This is a genomic window from Aeromonas sp. 2MA4 (assembly GCF_029237305.1).
Taxonomy (GTDB): Bacteria; Pseudomonadota; Gammaproteobacteria; order Enterobacterales; family Aeromonadaceae; genus Aeromonas; species Aeromonas salmonicida.
Genome location: NZ_JAACFY010000029.1, coordinates 1 through 15,316, shown reverse-complemented (window position 1 = coordinate 15,316; position 15,316 = coordinate 1). Strand labels below are relative to the sequence as shown.

At 58.9% G+C, this 15,316-nt stretch carries 17 protein-coding genes, 4 tRNA genes and 1 riboswitch; of the genes, 8 read left to right on the top strand and 13 right to left on the bottom strand.

The genetic code is table 11. The annotated features are described in order from the left end of the window. Nucleotides 1-31: 31 nt before the first annotated feature. Nucleotides 32-138: riboswitch (yybP-ykoY riboswitch) on the bottom strand. Between the two features lie 204 nt (nt 139-342). After that, nucleotides 343-930: a superinfection exclusion B family protein gene (locus GWQ31_RS20860; protein WP_017412541.1), complete on the top strand. Its 588-nt coding sequence runs from the start codon at nt 343-345 to the stop codon at nt 928-930. 113 nt (nt 931-1,043) lie between these two features. Here the strand turns inward: GWQ31_RS20860 and GWQ31_RS20855 are convergent, their stop codons facing one another. The 4 genes from GWQ31_RS20855 to GWQ31_RS20840 all read right to left on the bottom strand — a co-directional run bounded on the left by GWQ31_RS20855 (nt 1,044) and on the right by GWQ31_RS20840 (nt 4,730). Continuing rightward, nucleotides 1,044-1,502: a methylglyoxal synthase gene (locus tag GWQ31_RS20855; RefSeq protein WP_021139003.1), complete on the bottom strand. Its 459-nt coding sequence runs from the start codon at nt 1,500-1,502 to the stop codon at nt 1,044-1,046. 88 nt (nt 1,503-1,590) lie between these two features. Then, nucleotides 1,591-3,696 carry a DUF885 domain-containing protein gene (locus GWQ31_RS20850; RefSeq protein ID WP_275910187.1) on the bottom strand — a complete coding sequence of 702 codons (2,106 nt, stop codon included), beginning with the start codon at nt 3,694-3,696 and terminating at the stop codon, nt 1,591-1,593. A 201-nt stretch (nt 3,697-3,897) separates the two neighbouring features. Then, entirely contained in the window at nt 3,898-4,377 is a 480-nt protein-coding gene (bfr, locus tag GWQ31_RS20845; protein ID WP_005314068.1) for a bacterioferritin, read from the bottom strand. A 146-nt stretch (nt 4,378-4,523) separates the two neighbouring features. After that, a complete protein-coding gene (locus tag GWQ31_RS20840) occupies nt 4,524-4,730 on the bottom strand; it encodes a bacterioferritin-associated ferredoxin (RefSeq protein WP_005314070.1) in 207 nt (68 codons plus the stop codon). Nucleotides 4,731-4,868: 138 nt separating this feature from the next. On the opposite strand from GWQ31_RS20840, the gene GWQ31_RS20835 reads away from it, so the two are divergent. Together GWQ31_RS20835 and GWQ31_RS20830 are read left to right on the top strand one after the other, a co-directional pair. Continuing rightward, nucleotides 4,869-5,183, top strand: coding sequence for an HlyU family transcriptional regulator (locus GWQ31_RS20835; protein WP_275910186.1), 315 nt, complete (start codon nt 4,869-4,871; stop codon nt 5,181-5,183). Continuing rightward, entirely contained in the window at nt 5,180-7,246 is a 2,067-nt protein-coding gene (locus GWQ31_RS20830) for a GNAT family N-acetyltransferase (protein WP_275910185.1), read from the top strand. The genes GWQ31_RS20835 and GWQ31_RS20830 overlap by 4 nt, the downstream gene beginning before the upstream one ends. Here GWQ31_RS20830 and GWQ31_RS20825 read toward each other — a convergent pair. Further along, a complete protein-coding gene (locus GWQ31_RS20825) occupies nt 7,233-7,952 on the bottom strand; it encodes an SDR family NAD(P)-dependent oxidoreductase (protein ID WP_275910184.1) in 720 nt (239 codons plus the stop codon). The two genes, GWQ31_RS20830 and GWQ31_RS20825, sit on opposite strands and share 14 nt — an antisense overlap. A gap of 208 nt (nt 7,953-8,160) precedes the next feature. Here GWQ31_RS20825 and GWQ31_RS20820 point away from each other — a divergent pair, with 208 nt between their 5' ends. Together GWQ31_RS20820 and GWQ31_RS20815 are read left to right on the top strand one after the other, a co-directional pair. After that, entirely contained in the window at nt 8,161-9,174 is a 1,014-nt protein-coding gene (locus GWQ31_RS20820; protein WP_169046885.1) for a chemotaxis protein, read from the top strand. Nucleotides 9,175-9,508: 334 nt separating this feature from the next. Continuing rightward, nucleotides 9,509-10,201, top strand: a complete 693-nt coding sequence (locus GWQ31_RS20815; RefSeq protein ID WP_275910183.1) for a B3/4 domain-containing protein — start codon at nt 9,509-9,511, stop codon at nt 10,199-10,201. 97 nt (nt 10,202-10,298) lie between these two features. Here the strand turns inward: GWQ31_RS20815 and GWQ31_RS20810 are convergent, their stop codons facing one another. From GWQ31_RS20810 to GWQ31_RS20800, 3 genes are read right to left on the bottom strand one after another with little or no spacing between them, the layout of a single operon-like run. After that, nucleotides 10,299-11,471 carry a nucleoside recognition domain-containing protein gene (locus GWQ31_RS20810; RefSeq protein WP_275910182.1) on the bottom strand — a complete coding sequence of 391 codons (1,173 nt, stop codon included), beginning with the start codon at nt 11,469-11,471 and terminating at the stop codon, nt 10,299-10,301. Further along, a complete protein-coding gene (locus tag GWQ31_RS20805) occupies nt 11,452-11,829 on the bottom strand; it encodes a hypothetical protein (protein ID WP_275910181.1) in 378 nt (125 codons plus the stop codon). The genes GWQ31_RS20810 and GWQ31_RS20805 overlap by 20 nt, the downstream gene beginning before the upstream one ends. After that, nucleotides 11,830-12,345 (bottom strand): ClbS/DfsB family four-helix bundle protein, encoded by a 516-nt coding sequence (locus GWQ31_RS20800; protein ID WP_265462638.1) that lies wholly within the window; start codon nt 12,343-12,345, stop codon nt 11,830-11,832. A gap of 132 nt (nt 12,346-12,477) precedes the next feature. Between GWQ31_RS20800 and GWQ31_RS20795 the strand changes: the two genes are divergently transcribed. After that, nucleotides 12,478-12,810, top strand: a complete 333-nt coding sequence (locus GWQ31_RS20795) for a hypothetical protein (protein WP_275910180.1) — start codon at nt 12,478-12,480, stop codon at nt 12,808-12,810. A gap of 176 nt (nt 12,811-12,986) precedes the next feature. Here GWQ31_RS20795 and GWQ31_RS20790 read toward each other — a convergent pair. From GWQ31_RS20790 to plsY, 5 genes are all read right to left on the bottom strand, one after another. Next, nucleotides 12,987-13,062, bottom strand: a tRNA-Asn gene (locus GWQ31_RS20790). A gap of 8 nt (nt 13,063-13,070) precedes the next feature. After that, nucleotides 13,071-13,146, bottom strand: a tRNA-Phe gene (locus GWQ31_RS20785). A gap of 10 nt (nt 13,147-13,156) precedes the next feature. Continuing rightward, nucleotides 13,157-13,232, bottom strand: a tRNA-Thr gene (locus tag GWQ31_RS20780). A gap of 50 nt (nt 13,233-13,282) precedes the next feature. Beyond that, nucleotides 13,283-13,358: transfer RNA gene (locus GWQ31_RS20775), tRNA-Phe, on the bottom strand. Between the two features lie 47 nt (nt 13,359-13,405). Further along, complete coding sequence (plsY, locus tag GWQ31_RS20770) at nt 13,406-14,068, bottom strand: glycerol-3-phosphate 1-O-acyltransferase PlsY (RefSeq protein ID WP_059169255.1); 663 nt, start codon at nt 14,066-14,068, stop codon at nt 13,406-13,408. A gap of 169 nt (nt 14,069-14,237) precedes the next feature. Here plsY and folB point away from each other — a divergent pair, with 169 nt between their 5' ends. Together folB and folK are read left to right on the top strand one after the other, a co-directional pair. Further along, a complete protein-coding gene (folB, locus tag GWQ31_RS20765) occupies nt 14,238-14,609 on the top strand; it encodes a dihydroneopterin aldolase (protein ID WP_275908312.1) in 372 nt (123 codons plus the stop codon). 52 nt (nt 14,610-14,661) lie between these two features. After that, nucleotides 14,662-15,171, top strand: a complete 510-nt coding sequence (folK, locus tag GWQ31_RS20760; protein ID WP_058394570.1) for a 2-amino-4-hydroxy-6-hydroxymethyldihydropteridine diphosphokinase — start codon at nt 14,662-14,664, stop codon at nt 15,169-15,171. Nucleotides 15,172-15,316 lie beyond the last annotated feature (145 nt).

Genomic DNA, 15,316 nt, shown 5'->3' with positions numbered 1-15,316 from the left:
GGCTTGCGTATCGAGGCCAAAGGTCTTGCAGAGCGATAGATGCTATCGCCGCCCATGCCATGGATCGGAAGATCCAAGAATGTTGACATGAGCCCTGCCCGGATCACGGGCGGGTTGCTACTCCCCAATGACAGTGCGGGCTTTTTACCAAACCGGTGGCCAGCTCACAAGGTAAACTAATGATCATTAGCTCAGTAAGTTGTAAGAGAATGTAACTCGCCACTCGGTCAGTACCCTCGATTTCTCCGTCCGGATCTCCACTCTTTCCCCTGGCATCCACGCCTTGGCACAACGATTGCTATGAGTTGATTACTGTCCACAATAGTTTGGGAAGGATGAACGATGAAACGGTGGATCCAACATTTCTATCAACTGAACCGCCTCAACTGGCTCATGGTCTGGTTGTTACTCTGCTGCAGTATCATATTGCTGTTTCCGGCCGGTTTGATGAAAGGTGCAGTCAGCCAGTGGGCTACGCTCCACGCGGCCTGGCTCGGGGTCGGCATGCTGATCGCCATCTCCTACTTCTGCAGTCAGGCATTTCTGATCGCCTGGGAGTGGGCCTGTGAAGAGTGGCAGTCCCGCCGCCAACAGGATCTGCTGGCCCAGATGATTGCTTTCCTCGACTTCAACGAGAAAGCGGTACTGCGCGAGTTCGTGCTGCAACGCAAAAGCGTCATAAATTTGCCGATCACCGAGCCTGCCGTCAAAAACCTGATGGATGCCGGCGTACTCACCTACGCCTATGGCAAGCCGGTACGGGAGAAAGAGGACGAGAACCAAATCCGGGCACTGATGATTGCCCTGCCGGCACGGCCGCTGCTCACCTACAAGGTGCTGGGCCTCTCCCGCGGCAAGATGAGTGACGAGCAGGTGGAGCAGATCATGAGCGCCAGACCCAAATTCGCCCAGAAGGGTTTCCAACGTTAACTTGCTGCCATCTTTCAAATAAAAGAGCCGGACTGTGTCCGGCTCTTTGCTATCTGCTTGTTTACATTCAGTCCTGGCTTTCAAGTAACCAGCACAGAGTGATGGATCTACCTTTATTCGGTCCTGGCTTTCAAATAGCCAGCATAATCCGGGATCTGTACGCTGAATGCCTGCCGCATATGGGGGCAGTCCATGATGAAATCTGCGGTCGCCTCGTTGGTGGCAACTGGAATGTTCCATACCGCAGCGAGGCGCAGCAGCGCTTTCACATCCGGATCGTGGGGCACCGCATTGAGGGGATCCCAGAAGAAGATCAACACATCTATCTTGCCTTCGGCAATCAGGGCACCGAGCTGCTGGTCCCCGCCCATGGGGCCGGAGAAGAGGCAGGTAATGGGCAGTTGCGCCTGCTTGCCGAGCATGGTGCCCGTGGTGCCGGTCGCATAGAGATGGTGGAGCTTGAGCTCCTCCTTGCGGCGCATCACCCAGTTCAGCAAAGGGGTCTTCATGTTGTCGTGAGCCACCAGCGCCACCCGCTTGTGGGGGGCCATCTCACGTGCAATCAGTTCCATGTAAATCATCCGTAGCATTGTGATGGAAATAGAGCCGTATCCTAATCGAAAGCGGCGCCCGCTGCCTTGCCGGGCGCCGTAACTGTGATCACTTCGACTGTTCAATCCACTGCCGGTTCTTCTGCTCAAGCACAGAGATGGGCAACATGCCGTATTCCAGTACATGGTGGTGGAAGGCCTTGAGATCAAACTGGCTACCAAGGTCCTGCTCGGCGGACTCCCGCATCCGGATCAGCGCCAGCTGACCCGCCTTGTAAGACGTGGCCTGACCGGTATAGGCCATGTAGCGCGGCACCTCTGATCCTATGTCTCCCGCCCCCAACGCCGAATTCTTCTGCATGTAATTGACGGCCTTGTCGTGGCTCCAGCCATACCAGTGAATGCCGGTATCCACCACCAGCCGCATGGCCCTGAGCATCTCCTCGTTGAGGCGTCCGAAATACTGCAGCTGGTTGTTGAACGCGGACGAGCCCTCGACCTTCACATCTCCCACGGCCGGATCGTAGAGGCCGCGTCCCTGATAGAGCCCCATGTCGTGATCCGCCAGGTATTCGGTGTAGAGCGCCCAGCCCTCCGCATAGGCGGTATAGGAAGCGTTCGCCACATACTGCGGGAAGTCGGGATCCTTGGCCGCCAGCTCCTGGGCTATGGTGATCTGGAAGTGGTGTCCAGGCGCCGCCTCATGAGCCAGCAGGGTGCTGATGTTCCAGCTCTGCAAACCATAGGGATAGTAGGTATTGAGGAAGAACTGCCCCTTGCGACCGGTCTGCGGGTTGCCGTCCTGATACCAGGCAACGCCGCCATAGGGCGCATCCTCATAGGAAACGGGCACCACCTCGTAATCCAGTTTGGGGATGGTGCGCTCGGCATCGAAGAAGTCCGGCAACACCAGCGCGGCCTTGCTCTTGAAGGCGTTGTACTCCCGCAGTGCCCGCTCATGTTCGGCCAGCGCCTGCTGTTGTGGCTCACTCAGCGCCGCCCCTGCCGCATTGCTCGGATTCAAACCGGCAGACCAGACAGCCAGCGGATTCTGGTAGAAGAAGGCCGGCTCGTTGAGATAGCGGAAGAAGTCATAGATCTGGCCGCTCTGCTTGCTCTGTGCCACCTCACCGCTGTCGCACTTGCCGACGGTATGACACACCTTGACCATGGCGCCGAAGATCCGCTCCACCTCGCTCAGCCCCAGCGCATGCACCTGCTCCGGCGTCATCTCGGTGGTGGTGTGCTTCTTCAGCAACCAGCGATACCAGTCACGGCCATTGGTCATGCCGCAGAAGCCATCATCACACTCGCCGCTGCCAAGACGCACTGCATAAGCGCCGCCATGCTGATAATCCAGATAGTCCCGCAGTGCCAGATAGCGGCCGTTGATGCTGTCCAGCACCGCCTTGTAATCGGTGCGCAGTGCCTCATCGGCCTCCCCTGGCAGCTGTTGCCAGCCGAGGTAGGCACCGGAGATGGCTTCACCGTCCAGCTTGCTGTCGAGCTGGGACAGCAGCCTGTCCACCAGCTCATTCGGCAAAGTGTTGCCCTGGGTGCTGCCCAGCTCGAACTGATGCTTCACTTCGGCCAGATAGGCGTCGTAGGCCTTGAGCCAGGTGAGGTGTTCCTGATACCAGGCCAGCGGTGCCCTCACCGCCTTCGCCCGCGTGGCTACAACCGTCCCCGCAGGTGTACGATCCAGATCACGCCGCCAGGCTGCATCTCCCGGCGCGACTCGCTCGGCCGAGCTCTGCTCGAAGTAATCGAAGCCGCTGCTGATTGTGCGGGCTGCCTTGCCGCTGGCGGGCGCAGCCCCGACCTCATCGGCCAGATCCACCACCCGATTGCGGAAGTGATGGATCGGGATCTGGGATTGAGGCAGCTCGTAGCCCGCCAGGTTGATCTGCAAATCCCAGCGGATCATGTCGTAGAACAGTCGGTCCCTCTCGCTCAACACGCTCGGATCCATGGCATCCAGCCGGGTAAGCAGCGAACCGTCGAGCGCCTTGCGCTGGGCGATCCCTGGCGCATCAATGGCAAATCCGTAAGGGTCCAGCGCCTGACTCGCACGCTGGGCCTCATCCATGATTTGCATCAGGGATGCCTTGGTAGCGGCGGGATCCGCCGGCGCGTTGGAGCTGTTGTCATTGCAGGCAGCGAGAGAGAGTGCGATGGCGCAAGCCAGCGCCAGCTTGTTGGGCAAGAAGTGCATGGTGTAGTCCTTTAACCTGTTGTTATTGTGTGCCCCCGATAGGGGTCCCAATAGTGCACATCTGCTCAACATATTTTTGCGACCTGATTAACAAAAATAAGCTTATTTTTCATATGGATAAAGCTGATGAAAAGCTATGCAACGGATATGAAAAAACCCGCCTTGGCGGGTTTTTAAGTCAGCTTTTCATGCCATAACTATTCAGGATGAGCCGTGATGCAGCTGTGACTGCTGATAGTTCTCCAGCCCGATACGATCGATGAGATCGAGCTGGGTCTCCAGCCAGTCCACGTGCTCCTCTTCATCTTCCAGGATGTCCTGGAACAGGTCACGGCTGATGTAATCCTGCACCGACTCGGCATAGGCGATGGCCACTTTCAGGTCGGGGATGGCGTCCATCTCCAGCGACAAATCACAGCGCAGCATCTCCTCCACCGTCTCACCGATGCGCAGCTTGCCCAGATCCTGCAAGTTGGGCAGCCCTTCCAGAAACAACACCCGTTTGACCAGCTCGTCGGCGTGCTTCATCTCATCGATGGACTCGTGATACTCCTTGTGCCCGAGCGCCTTGAGGCCCCAGTCATCGTAGATGCGGGCATGCAGGAAGTATTGGTTGATGGCAATCAGCTCATTGGCCAGCACCTTGTTGAGGTGGGCAATGATCTTGGGATCTCCTTTCATCGACTCTGCTCCTTGGTTCGTGCCTGAGGCTTCGATCGTTAGAGCTTAGTCCAGAAAAGTGACAACCAGAGGTCTGGCGAGCCAGCTAGCCTGAAAGGAAGGGTGACCCTGCTGCCGGGTCGGGTTGGAAAACGCCAGGGTCTAGGTCAGGCCACTTCGTAGTAGAGCGGGGCCGTTTCCAGCTCTGCCTTGTCGAGTTCGGCGGCGATGATCTCCATGGTCATGCGCACGCACTTGCCACACTGGGCACCTACCTCCAGCGACTGTTTGAGTTGACGAAACTCGCTCTTGCCTGCCTGTACCGCCTTGCGGATCTGGGTATCTGTGATGCCACGGCACAAACAGACGTACATAGTGTTTACCTCATGCTGGAATGCCATGAAATCTAAATGAGAATGGTTCGTAGTGCAAATAACAATTAGTAATAAGATCCCCCGCTTGCCAGCCATCAGCCCCTTGGGGACAATGCCTCTGTCACAGAGGAAAACATCATGCTCAAGAAACTGTTCACAGCGCTGTTCGGGGGCCAACCAGCCCAAGCCGTCGACGTCACTCCCACCGAATACGCCGGTTATCTCATCTATCCAGAGCCCATGACGGAAGGGGGTCAGTACCGGTTGGCGGGCCGCATCACCAAGGAGTTGGATGGTGTGCTGCAAACCCATCGGTTTATCCGATCCGATCTGTTTGCCAACCCAGCCGATGCGGAGCGTTTCATGGTGCAAAAGGCCCATACCTTCATCGACCAGACTGGGGATCGCATGTTTGAACCGCGCGTCAAAGCGGGCGACAGTTCAGCCTCATGAGCCCTGCCGAGGTGAAAGCCCTGCGCCAAACCCTCGCCCATGCTGGCGAGCGGCGACTGATCTGGCTGGAAGGAGATGAGGCTGATTGCATCACCCGTGCCGAGCCGCTGCTGGACGGTGCCATCTTCTGGCTGGGGGAAGGCCCCGCCCACCATGGGCCCGTTCCCGCCGCCAAGGCGCTGCAACGGCTGGGTCAGGAGTGCGACACGCTGGTGTTAAACGCTTTCAGCGGCTTTCACCCCGACGCCTTCGGCGCCCTGGCGGGCACACTGCGGGCGGGCGGCCTGCTGCTGCTGCTGACGCCACCCAGAGAGTTGTGGCCAGCATGGCCGGATCCCGACCGGATCAGATTGGTGGCCCAGCCGGAGGAGGCAAGCCGGGCGGGTCACGGCTTTATCGCCCGGCTGGTGCGGCTGCTGACAGGCGATCCTGCGCTCTCCCTGCTCCCGCCCACCAGCCCACAGCCCTGGCAACCGATTGGGCCCGAACGGTCATTGAGTGACGATCAGGCACGGGCGCTGCCTGCCATCCACAGGGTGCTGCACGGCCATCGCCGCCGTCCCCTGGTGCTGAGCGCCGATCGGGGACGCGGCAAGAGCAGCCTGCTGGGCCTCGCCGCCGCTGCGCTGCTGCGCCAGCAACCCGACCTGAAGATAGTGGTGACGGCACCCTCTCAGGCCACTGTCGCCACCCTGTTCGCCCACGCCGCCCGGGCGCTCGATACCACCCAAGAGCAGCTTGTGGGCCTTGAGTTCTGTTCACCGGATCGACTGGTACATGAGGCGCTGCAACCCGATCTGTTGCTGGTGGATGAAGCCGCCGCCATCCCTACGCCGCTGCTGGAGGCCATGCTGGCCCGCCACAGTCGCATCATCTTCGCCACCACAGAACACGGCTACGAGGGGACGGGGCGCGGCTTTCACCTGCGTTTCAAGCGAGTGCTTGACCGCCAGACGCCGGATTGGCATGAGATCCACCTGGCCGAGCCCATCCGCTGGAGCACTCGCGACCCGATGGAACCGCTGGTGTTTCGTCTCCTTGGCCTCAATACCCAGGTAGATGCTCCCCAACCGCCGACCAACCCGAGCTGGCGGCTGATCGGGCAAGGGACGCTGGCCGCCGATGAGGCACTGCTGAATCAAGTATTCGGCCTGCTGGTGCTGGCCCACTACCAGACCACGCCGAGCGACCTCAGATCTCTGCTGGAGAGTCCGGATCTCGACATCCACCTGCTGGAACAGGCGCAGAGCCTGCTGGGGGTCGCGCTGGTAGCGCGGGAGGGCAATATCGCCCCCGAACTCGCCGAGGCTATCTGGGCGGGCCGACGGCGCCCGCGCGGCCATCTGCTGCCACAGTCCCTGCTTGCCCACGCCGGTTTCAAGACAGCCGGGGGACGCAGCTACGCACGGGTGATGCGCATCGCCATCCACCCGGCGCTGCATCGCCACGGGCTTGGCTCACGACTGCTCGGCCAGCTGGAGGACTACTACCGGGAGGAAGGGCTCGATTATCTCGGCTCCGCTTTCTCGGCCAGCGCCGACTTGTTGCCCTTCTGGCGCAAGGCCGGGCTGGTGACACTGCGCATCGGTTTGCAGCGAGATGCCGCCAGCGGCAGCCATGCCGCCCTGCTGCTCAAGGCGTTGAAACCCGAGTGGCAAGCCGAGCTGGACCTGTGGCGCCAGCGCTTCGTACAACAGCTACCTACCCTGCTGGCCGGGGAGTTGAAAGAGCTGGCTCCCGAACTGGTGTGGCAATGTGTGAAGGGACAAGAGCTGGCCGTGCCTGAGCTGGATGAGTTTGAACGGGATGAGCTTGATTGCTTCGCCCATCACCACAAGCCGTTCGAGCTGTGCCAATCCACTCTACAGCGCTGGCTGACAGGCAATCTGCCGCAACTAGCCTACTTGACGCCAAGCGAATGCCAGCTGCTGATCGCCACCATCTGGCAATACGCGGACTGGGGTCGACTGGCTGCCAGGCTGCAACTGGCGGGCAAGCCGGCCATCATCAAGGCGCTGCGGACCCTGCTGGCTCGCCTGCTGGATGCCCCTACCACTCGATAGCCTTGCCCTGCCAGTCGAGATAGCTGAGTTCGCCGTCAGGCACCAATCGCGCCATCAAACTCACCAGATGGTGAGCTACCTGCTCTGGCGTCTGCAAGCTGCCGGCCGGCACATTGGCGTGAAACGGACGCGAGAGCTGGGTATCCACAGTGCCCGGATGAAACGCCAGCAGCTTGACGCCCGGGGCACGCCGGGCGAGTTCGATGGACGCGCACTTGAGCAACATATTGAGAGCGGCTTTGGCAGCACGATAGCCATACCAACCCCCAGCGCGGTTGTCGCCAATGCTGCCGACCCTGGCACTGAGTACCGCTAGGGTGCAGGGTGAAGTGCCAAACAGCGGGAGCAGCTGGTTGATCCAGCGCAGCGGCAGCAAGGCATTGGTCTGGTAGAGGCGGGTCATGGCCTCGACATTGAGCGCTTCCAGCCGTTTTTCCGGCTTGATCTCCCCCTGATGCAAAACGCCATTGCAGATCACCAGATGGCGCAAACCGGGAGCCAGTCCGGCAATATGGCTGACGCAGTGGCTCATCTGCTGGTCGCTGTAATCGCAGGGCAGCCAATGCAAGCGGGGATCATCACTCCCGGCGGGGGCCTGCTGACGACTAACCGCAATGACTGGGTTGGCTCCTGCCGCCAGCCAGTGCGCCACCAGTGCCTGCCCGATTCCGCCCCCTGCCCCTATCACAACCACAGCCTCTGCCATGTTCCGCTCCTGTTTGTGGTGAGTGTGATGGTCTTCTCCATCGCATCTTTGTTTCCCTGTTAAGCTGTTACGTGCCTTCCTACTTGCGGGATCAAGCAGTTATGAGGGTTATGTTGTGTGGATCTCTCCGGTGTGGACGGATCCATTCCTATACTGAGGGAAAACCGCAGCCGGTGCTGCCAGCGCAACCAGAAGCACGAGAGTCGCCATGATGTCCAAAAACGGGGAAGAGCGTAAATCCATCCTGACCGAGAGCGGGACCAACGAGCTCGAAATCATCGAGTTTCATCTCAAGAAGCATCTGCCAGATGGCAGGGAGAAGATTGCCTATTACGGTATCAACGTCGCCAAGGTGCGCGAGGTGATCCGGGTACCGGAAACGACCGACTACCCCAATGCCCAGCGCCACATGGTCGGGGTTTTCTCGCTGCGTGAACGGCTGATCCCACTGGTGGATCTGGCGGGCTGGCTCGGGATCCGCACTAACCCGGACAACAGCAACAAAGTGGTTATCGTCACCGACTTCAACAAGATGGCGAACGGCTTTCTCATCGACAGTGTCAGCAGGATCCATAGAGTCTCCTGGGAGGATGTGGAATCCCCCAGCCAGTTTCTGGAAGCGGGCGAGAATGATTGCGTGGTCGCCGTGGTCAGGCGCGATGGCAACCTCATCATGATCCTCGACTTCGAGAAGATCATCGCCGACATCAACCCAGAGCTCAGCATGGAGAAATACGATGTGACCCAGGATCGCAAGGTCATCATCGATGATCGCATGATGGCACTGCGCCAGGCCAAGAGCATTCTGGTGGTCGACGACTCGGCCTTCATCCGCAAGATGATAGAGACAACGCTGCGCACCGCTGGCTACAACGTGGTGACGGCCAAGGACGGGGGAGAAGGGCTGGAGATGCTGACGGAGTTTGACCGCCTGTCACAGGAGGAGAAGATACCTGTGTCCGAGTTTGTCAGCGGCATCATCACAGACGTCGAGATGCCCCGAATGGATGGCATGCATCTGCTCAAACGGCTGCGGGACACCCCCGCCTTCAAGACCACCCCCATCATAATGTTCTCGTCGCTGATGAGTGATGACAACCGCCAGAAGGCATTGCAGCTGGGGGCCAATGACACCATCACCAAACCCGAGCTGGGCCGCATGGTCGGCATGATGGATAACTTGCTGCTCGGCATCCCCATTCCCAAACAGGGCAATCTGTAATGTCGTCAGTCTGACACTCAAGCAAACGGGCGCCTCGGCGCCCTTGTTGTTGATGTTGTTCAGCAGCATCAGAGATAGCGCTCCTGAGCGGCTCATCCCATTTCGCGAGAGATCAACGAAAAGACAGAGCTTCTTTCTGGATCGAGATCCGAGGCCAATCGTTCACTGACGGGCTGCTTGTCATTCCAAATCCTTATTGGCCTTAAGATTTTGTAAATTTTCTTATTACCATCGCCCAAGCAAGATGGCTCTCAAATTGAGTTTGATGTGGCTGATGCCATGCGCCATCGGGACATCAAATGTCGTCTCTATCAATGAATCCCCTGGAGTCGCTATGCCCTTGTTCAAGCCGTTAATCACCCCTGAAGTGACCGATATGGCCCCCGGATTCCGGGCCTTGAGTATCACTGTCCAGGCGGCTGCCATTGCAGACCCCACTGTGGGGACGCGGGCTCTGGAACAAGCCTCCCTTGCCATGGCCAGAGAAGATGCCCCCTGGGCCGATGCACACCTATCTGCCTGGGCGGACCTCTTTAGAAAGTTTGGCGCCAAACCACAGCGCACTCCCTGCTCCGCCGAAGCCCTGAGAAAACGGCTTGTCCGTGATGGCAGCCTGCCGAGTATCGATCCTGTCGTTGACCTCTATAACGCCATCAGCATTGAGTACGCCATACCGGTCGGGGGCGAAAACCTGACTACCTATGAAGGGATGCCAAGGTTGGTAGTTGCCGATGGCAGCGAGCTATTCGACACAATGAAGGGCGGCGAAGTGGCTCATGAATCTCCAGAACCCGGCGAAGTGGTATGGCGGGATGACAAGGGGGTGACGTGCCGACGCTGGAACTGGAGACAGGGGGTCAGGACCAGGCTCAGTGTGGAGTCGAGCATGATGTGGTTCATTCTGGAGAGCTTGCCCGAAATGCCCCTGGAAGCTTTGCAAGCAGCCGGGAACAAGCTGATTGAAGGCATACAACAGATGATGCCCGGAGCCGTGATAGAACAAACCGTCATTGGCCATGTCGAGTGAGCACAACGCCGGGCTGGCCGTCTCGATGCTGCCAGCGTGATCGCAACGAGAAATGCAAAGAGGCTCCGAAGAGCCTCTTTTGTTATCTGAACCCGACTCAGCCCAGCAGCAGGTAGAGCTGATGGGCCGCCACACCTGCGCAGAGACCACCTATGGTATGAGCCACTATGGCGCGGGAGGTGAGATGGCGATAACCGAGCGCATCCAGCATGGCGGTGTGAGTACTCAGAAAGCCGCTCCAGCACATGCCCATGGCGGTGAATACCGCCACCTCGTTGCCGGTGATCCACCCCTTGCCGATGAAAGGAGGCACCAGCGACATGGCGGCCCCGACCGCTCCCAGCGAAGTTACGGGGAAGACCACCAGCTCGGCATGGGTAAAACCGAACAGCATCTCGAACAGCCAGCCCACCTTGGCCGCCAGCACGGGCAGCAGCGCCACCCCCTGGAAGGCCTCGCCGGTATAGCCCTTGTCGCCAGGACCAAAGGTCAGCAACATGACGAAGGTACTGATGATGAGCACACCCGGGATCACCGCCATGCCGAGCTCCACCCCGGACTTGCCACCATCGAGCAGGGCATTGAGCACCCGGAGCCAGGTGGGAGCCGCTTCCTGACTCAGCCCGGGCTTGGCGCCCACACTCACCGCTTCGTCATCAATCAGGGTCTCCCCCACCAGCGGCCTGATCATGCGCTGCATCAACCGGGTCGAGACCACTGAGCCGATGAGGGCACCGAGCAGACCTATCAAGGCCGCACTGGCAGTGGATTCACCGCTCGGCAGTTGCAGGGTGGCCATGAAGGTCACCACGATCAGCCCCATGCCAAAAGCCGTCCCGAAGTTGGTCAGAGACACCAGTTGCCAGGGGGTGAAGCCCTTGCGAAAGCGACTGTCTTTGGCGAGGCTGATCACCGCCGGGTTGTCTGAAAAGAACGTCATCAGAGCCGCCAGGGCGGTGCGGCCCGGCAGACGGAAGATGGGCTTCATCAGTGGCGCCAGCAGCACCTCCAGCAGGCGGATCACCCCGAACTCACTGAGCAGCTGGCTCAGCGCCCCCGATAGCACTGTAATCCCCATGATGAAGAGCACAGTATTGAGCAGCAGCTGATGGGCCGTATTGAACAGGGTGTTGACCAGGGCGGAGAGCCCCATCAGACTGCCGAGGTAACCGAACAGGCTGCCCAGAATGGCCAGTACCAGTACCGGCTCCAGCCAGCGGCGAAGGGAGGTTTGCGTTGCATGCGAATCTTTAACTGCTTGATTTTCCATACCAATCCTGATGACTGTCTCTGTGTGAATCGTTGTTTTTGTTATTGAACTCGTGACACCGGATGAACAGCCCGCCGAACTGGCGACTGAACTCAGGAGGAAACACCCGCTTGCCAGACAAGGCAGCATGGCAAGCCGCCTCACGCCAGGGGGAAGATAAACCCGGCACCCGGGAAAATTGAGGGGCGGGAGTATAACAACCGGGGCAAGTCAGCGAAAGAATACGGGCCACTTCAGCCAGCATCGCCATCGGGAACACCGGGAACACCGGGAACACCGGGAACACCGGGAACACCGGGAACACCGGGAACACCGGGAACACCGGGAACACCGGGAACACCGGGAACACCGGGAACATTCATACCCGAATACCGTTCCCCTTCAACCATTTGCGCAATCGCCCGTTGGCATTGTGGTAGGGAGAGGTGGTATTGAACTGGATCATCCGCCCCAGGGTCCACTGCTCATACCAGGGGCGACCATACAGCTCATCGTCACCGCGCGTCACGATCAGCTCGACGATGCGGGCCCTGGCCGCCATCAGCCGGGCCAGCAGTGCCGAATAGGCCAGCCCCTCATAATCCCGATAGAACTTTTGGGCCAGCCTGCCCAGCTCGTTCCACTTAAAGCCCGTCTCGGGAAAATCCACCGGCAAGCCCGCCGCATCCCGCTCTATCCACTTGATCACCAACTCATTCCAGCCGATGAGGTAGGCCACCAGGTTGGCCACGCTCATGGAGGTGCCCTTGCTGCGCCCCTCCATGGCCAACTCCTGTGCCTTGCTCTCGGGGACGGCCTGCAACGCCTTGAGCAGCTTGCCAAAATTCGTGTCGATGGCGAGCAGCAGCTCGGCCTTGTTGCTGGGGATCCCCATCACCTTTTCCTCCTTCATGCCTGCCACCCTGCCGCCCGGTCGGAATTGCCGCCAGCGGCGCCGAGTGCTAAGCTCGCGGCATCTGCGACCTGCGTTCCCACGCCGCCACTCCCGTCACAAGCAAGAACAGCAATGAATCAGCTCATTACCTATATCAAGGCCATCCATCGGCAACCTGGGCCAGCAACCATCACTCATCAGCAGAGTGAGCACTATAGCGAGAATGACGAGAGTGGCACCCTGATCCAGCACCAGCAAAGCACCTATTGGTTCGCCAATGGGGTCGTCATCTGTCATCAGAGAGAGCAGGACCAGGTCCCCTCAGAACAGCTGTGCGCCGAATGCTGGATAAGCTATCGAGTTGTCACCAGCCACATGCCCATCACGCCGCCACGCAAGCTGTTCCACAACCTCTGTCAGGAGGCATTCTGGCTGAAGATGCAGGGCATCACGCCGGCAAGGTGATGTAGGACTGATCCACAGATGAAACAACAGCAGGGAGGAGGGACTTAATAGACTCAACGATCACCAGCAGGCCATCATCTCCATCGACAAACAACAACTGAACCTCTCATGCGATTCTGGTCAGCCGTAAAAAACAGGCAAAGAAAAAGCCCAGCATTGCTGCTGGGCTTTTATGTTGGCTCCTCCTGCTGGACTTGAACCAGCGACATACGGATTAACAGTCCGCCGTTCTACCGACTGAACTAAGGAGGAATTGTACTTGGTGCCCAGAGACGGAATCGAACCGCCGACACGGGGATTTTCAATCCCCTGCTCTACCGACTGAGCTATCTGGGCAATATATAAATGGTGCCGGCTACCGGAATCGAACTGGTGACCTACTGATTACAAGTCAGTTGCTCTGCCTACTGAGCTAAGCCGGCACACTTAAACCACTGTGCATGAACTAATTTTTACTTCATGGCACCAAATTTGGTGCCCAGAGACGGAATCGAACCGCCGACACGGGGATTTTCAATCCCCTGCTCTACCGACTGAGCTATCTGGGCGTGGGCGCTATTAAACGGATTTTAAGGCAGGTGGTCAACGGGAAATTTCACTTTTTGTCTCGTTCGTCTCTTTTTTGCGCAACATCATCCATTTCCCCTACTTCTTCCTGTCGGCGCTGTGCCTGGCGGCCCCAGACTCTGGGTTCTTCCCCCTTCAACAGACGGGCTATGTTCTCGTGATGGCGGATAAGGATGAGGCAGGAGAGCAGGGAAACCGGCAGTGTGTATTCTGGCTTGATCAGATAGGTAAAGAGTGGGCTAAGCAACACGGTAATGATGGAGGCCAGCGAGGAGTAGCCGCTCACCAGCAATACCAGCAGCCAGGTGCCGATCACGGCTCCCCCCATGGTGAAGCCAATGGGCATCATGGTGCCGAGTGCCGTCGCCACCCCCTTGCCACCCCGAAAGTGGAAGAAGATGGGGTACATGTGACCTAGGCAGGCAGCAACCCCGATAAAGCCGAGGTAGACGGGCTTGATTTGCAGATACCAGGCAAGATAGACAGGCGCCGTGCCCTTGAGCACATCGAGCAGCAAGACCACCAGCGCAGCCACTCGACCACCGAGACGCAACACATTGGTCGCTCCCGGATTATGGGAGCCATGATCCCGTGGATCCGGCAGACCCGTGATGCGGGAAACCAGCACGGCACTGGACAGCGAGCCGCCCAGGTAGGCCAGAATAATCATCAAAATCGTCAGGGCCGTCATCTTGGTCGTTTTTACCACGATATGAATGGGGTATGATGCAGGCCACATTCTCTGGCTTGGGGTTGCCCAAAGGCGTGTCGCCCAAACCGACCGCGCGGCAAACTGCTTGCCGAGCCTGCATCCCTGCGCTGTCATCACAGCCCATCAAGAGTAAAGAAGAAGTACTGTCATGGACAAGGTGTTTATTCGCGGACTCGAGGTTTTGACCACCATCGGTGTATATGAGTGGGAGAAGGGCATTCGCCAGAAGCTCTGTTTCGACCTCGAAATGGGGTTTGACAACCGTCCCGCCGCTGCAACCGACGATATCAATCTGGCACTGGATTACGCCACCCTCTCTCGCAAGATCTGTGATCACGCCTCCAGCAAGGTGGTGGAGCTGGTCGAAACCATGGCCGAGCAGGTCGCCATGCTGGTACTGGCCGACGAGCGGGTGCAATGGGTCAAGGTCACCCTGACCAAACCGGGTGCTGTCCCCAATGCGGCTGGCGTCGGGGTAGAGATACTGCGCCATCGCACTCCGGCTGCGAGCACCTGCTGATGACCAGCATCTATATCAGCCCGGGCGCCAACCAGATAACAGGGAGCACTGCATGACCCGTATCTACATCAGCCTGGGTTCCAATATCGAGCGGGAGCACCATATCCACGCCGGTCTCGATGCCCTGCATGCCGAATTTGGCGAGCTCACCGTCTCCCGGGTATTCGAGAGCGAGGCGGTTGGCTTTGCCGGTCGCCCCTTCTACAACCTGGTAGTCGGCGCCGACACAGATCTGCCGCTGGCGACCCTGTGCCAACGGCTGCGTGCCATGGAGTTTGCCCACGGCCGCGAGCCGGATGCCAAGAAGTTTGCTCCGCGCACCCTGGATCTGGATCTGCTGCTGTATGGCGATCTGGTCTGCGATGTACCGGTCGCGCTACCCCGTGGCGAGATCCTCACCAATGCCTTTGTCCTCTGGCCGCTGGCCGAGCTGGCACCGAGCCTGCGCCACCCGGTTGATGGCCGCACGCTGGACGAACTGTGGCAAGGTTACGACAAGGCATCCCAGCGACTCAGCCCCATTCCCTTTCACTGGGAAGCGCGCGAGCTGCAGCATCACTGAATCAACAAGGGCACCCTAGGGCTGTCTCTTATACAAAAATCCCCAAGCGTCGCTTGGGGATTTTTTTGAACTTCTCTCCCATTCTGTGATCTGAACCTTTCATCGCTCTCTTCCCTGGTTCTAACATGCCCTTCACTCAACCGGC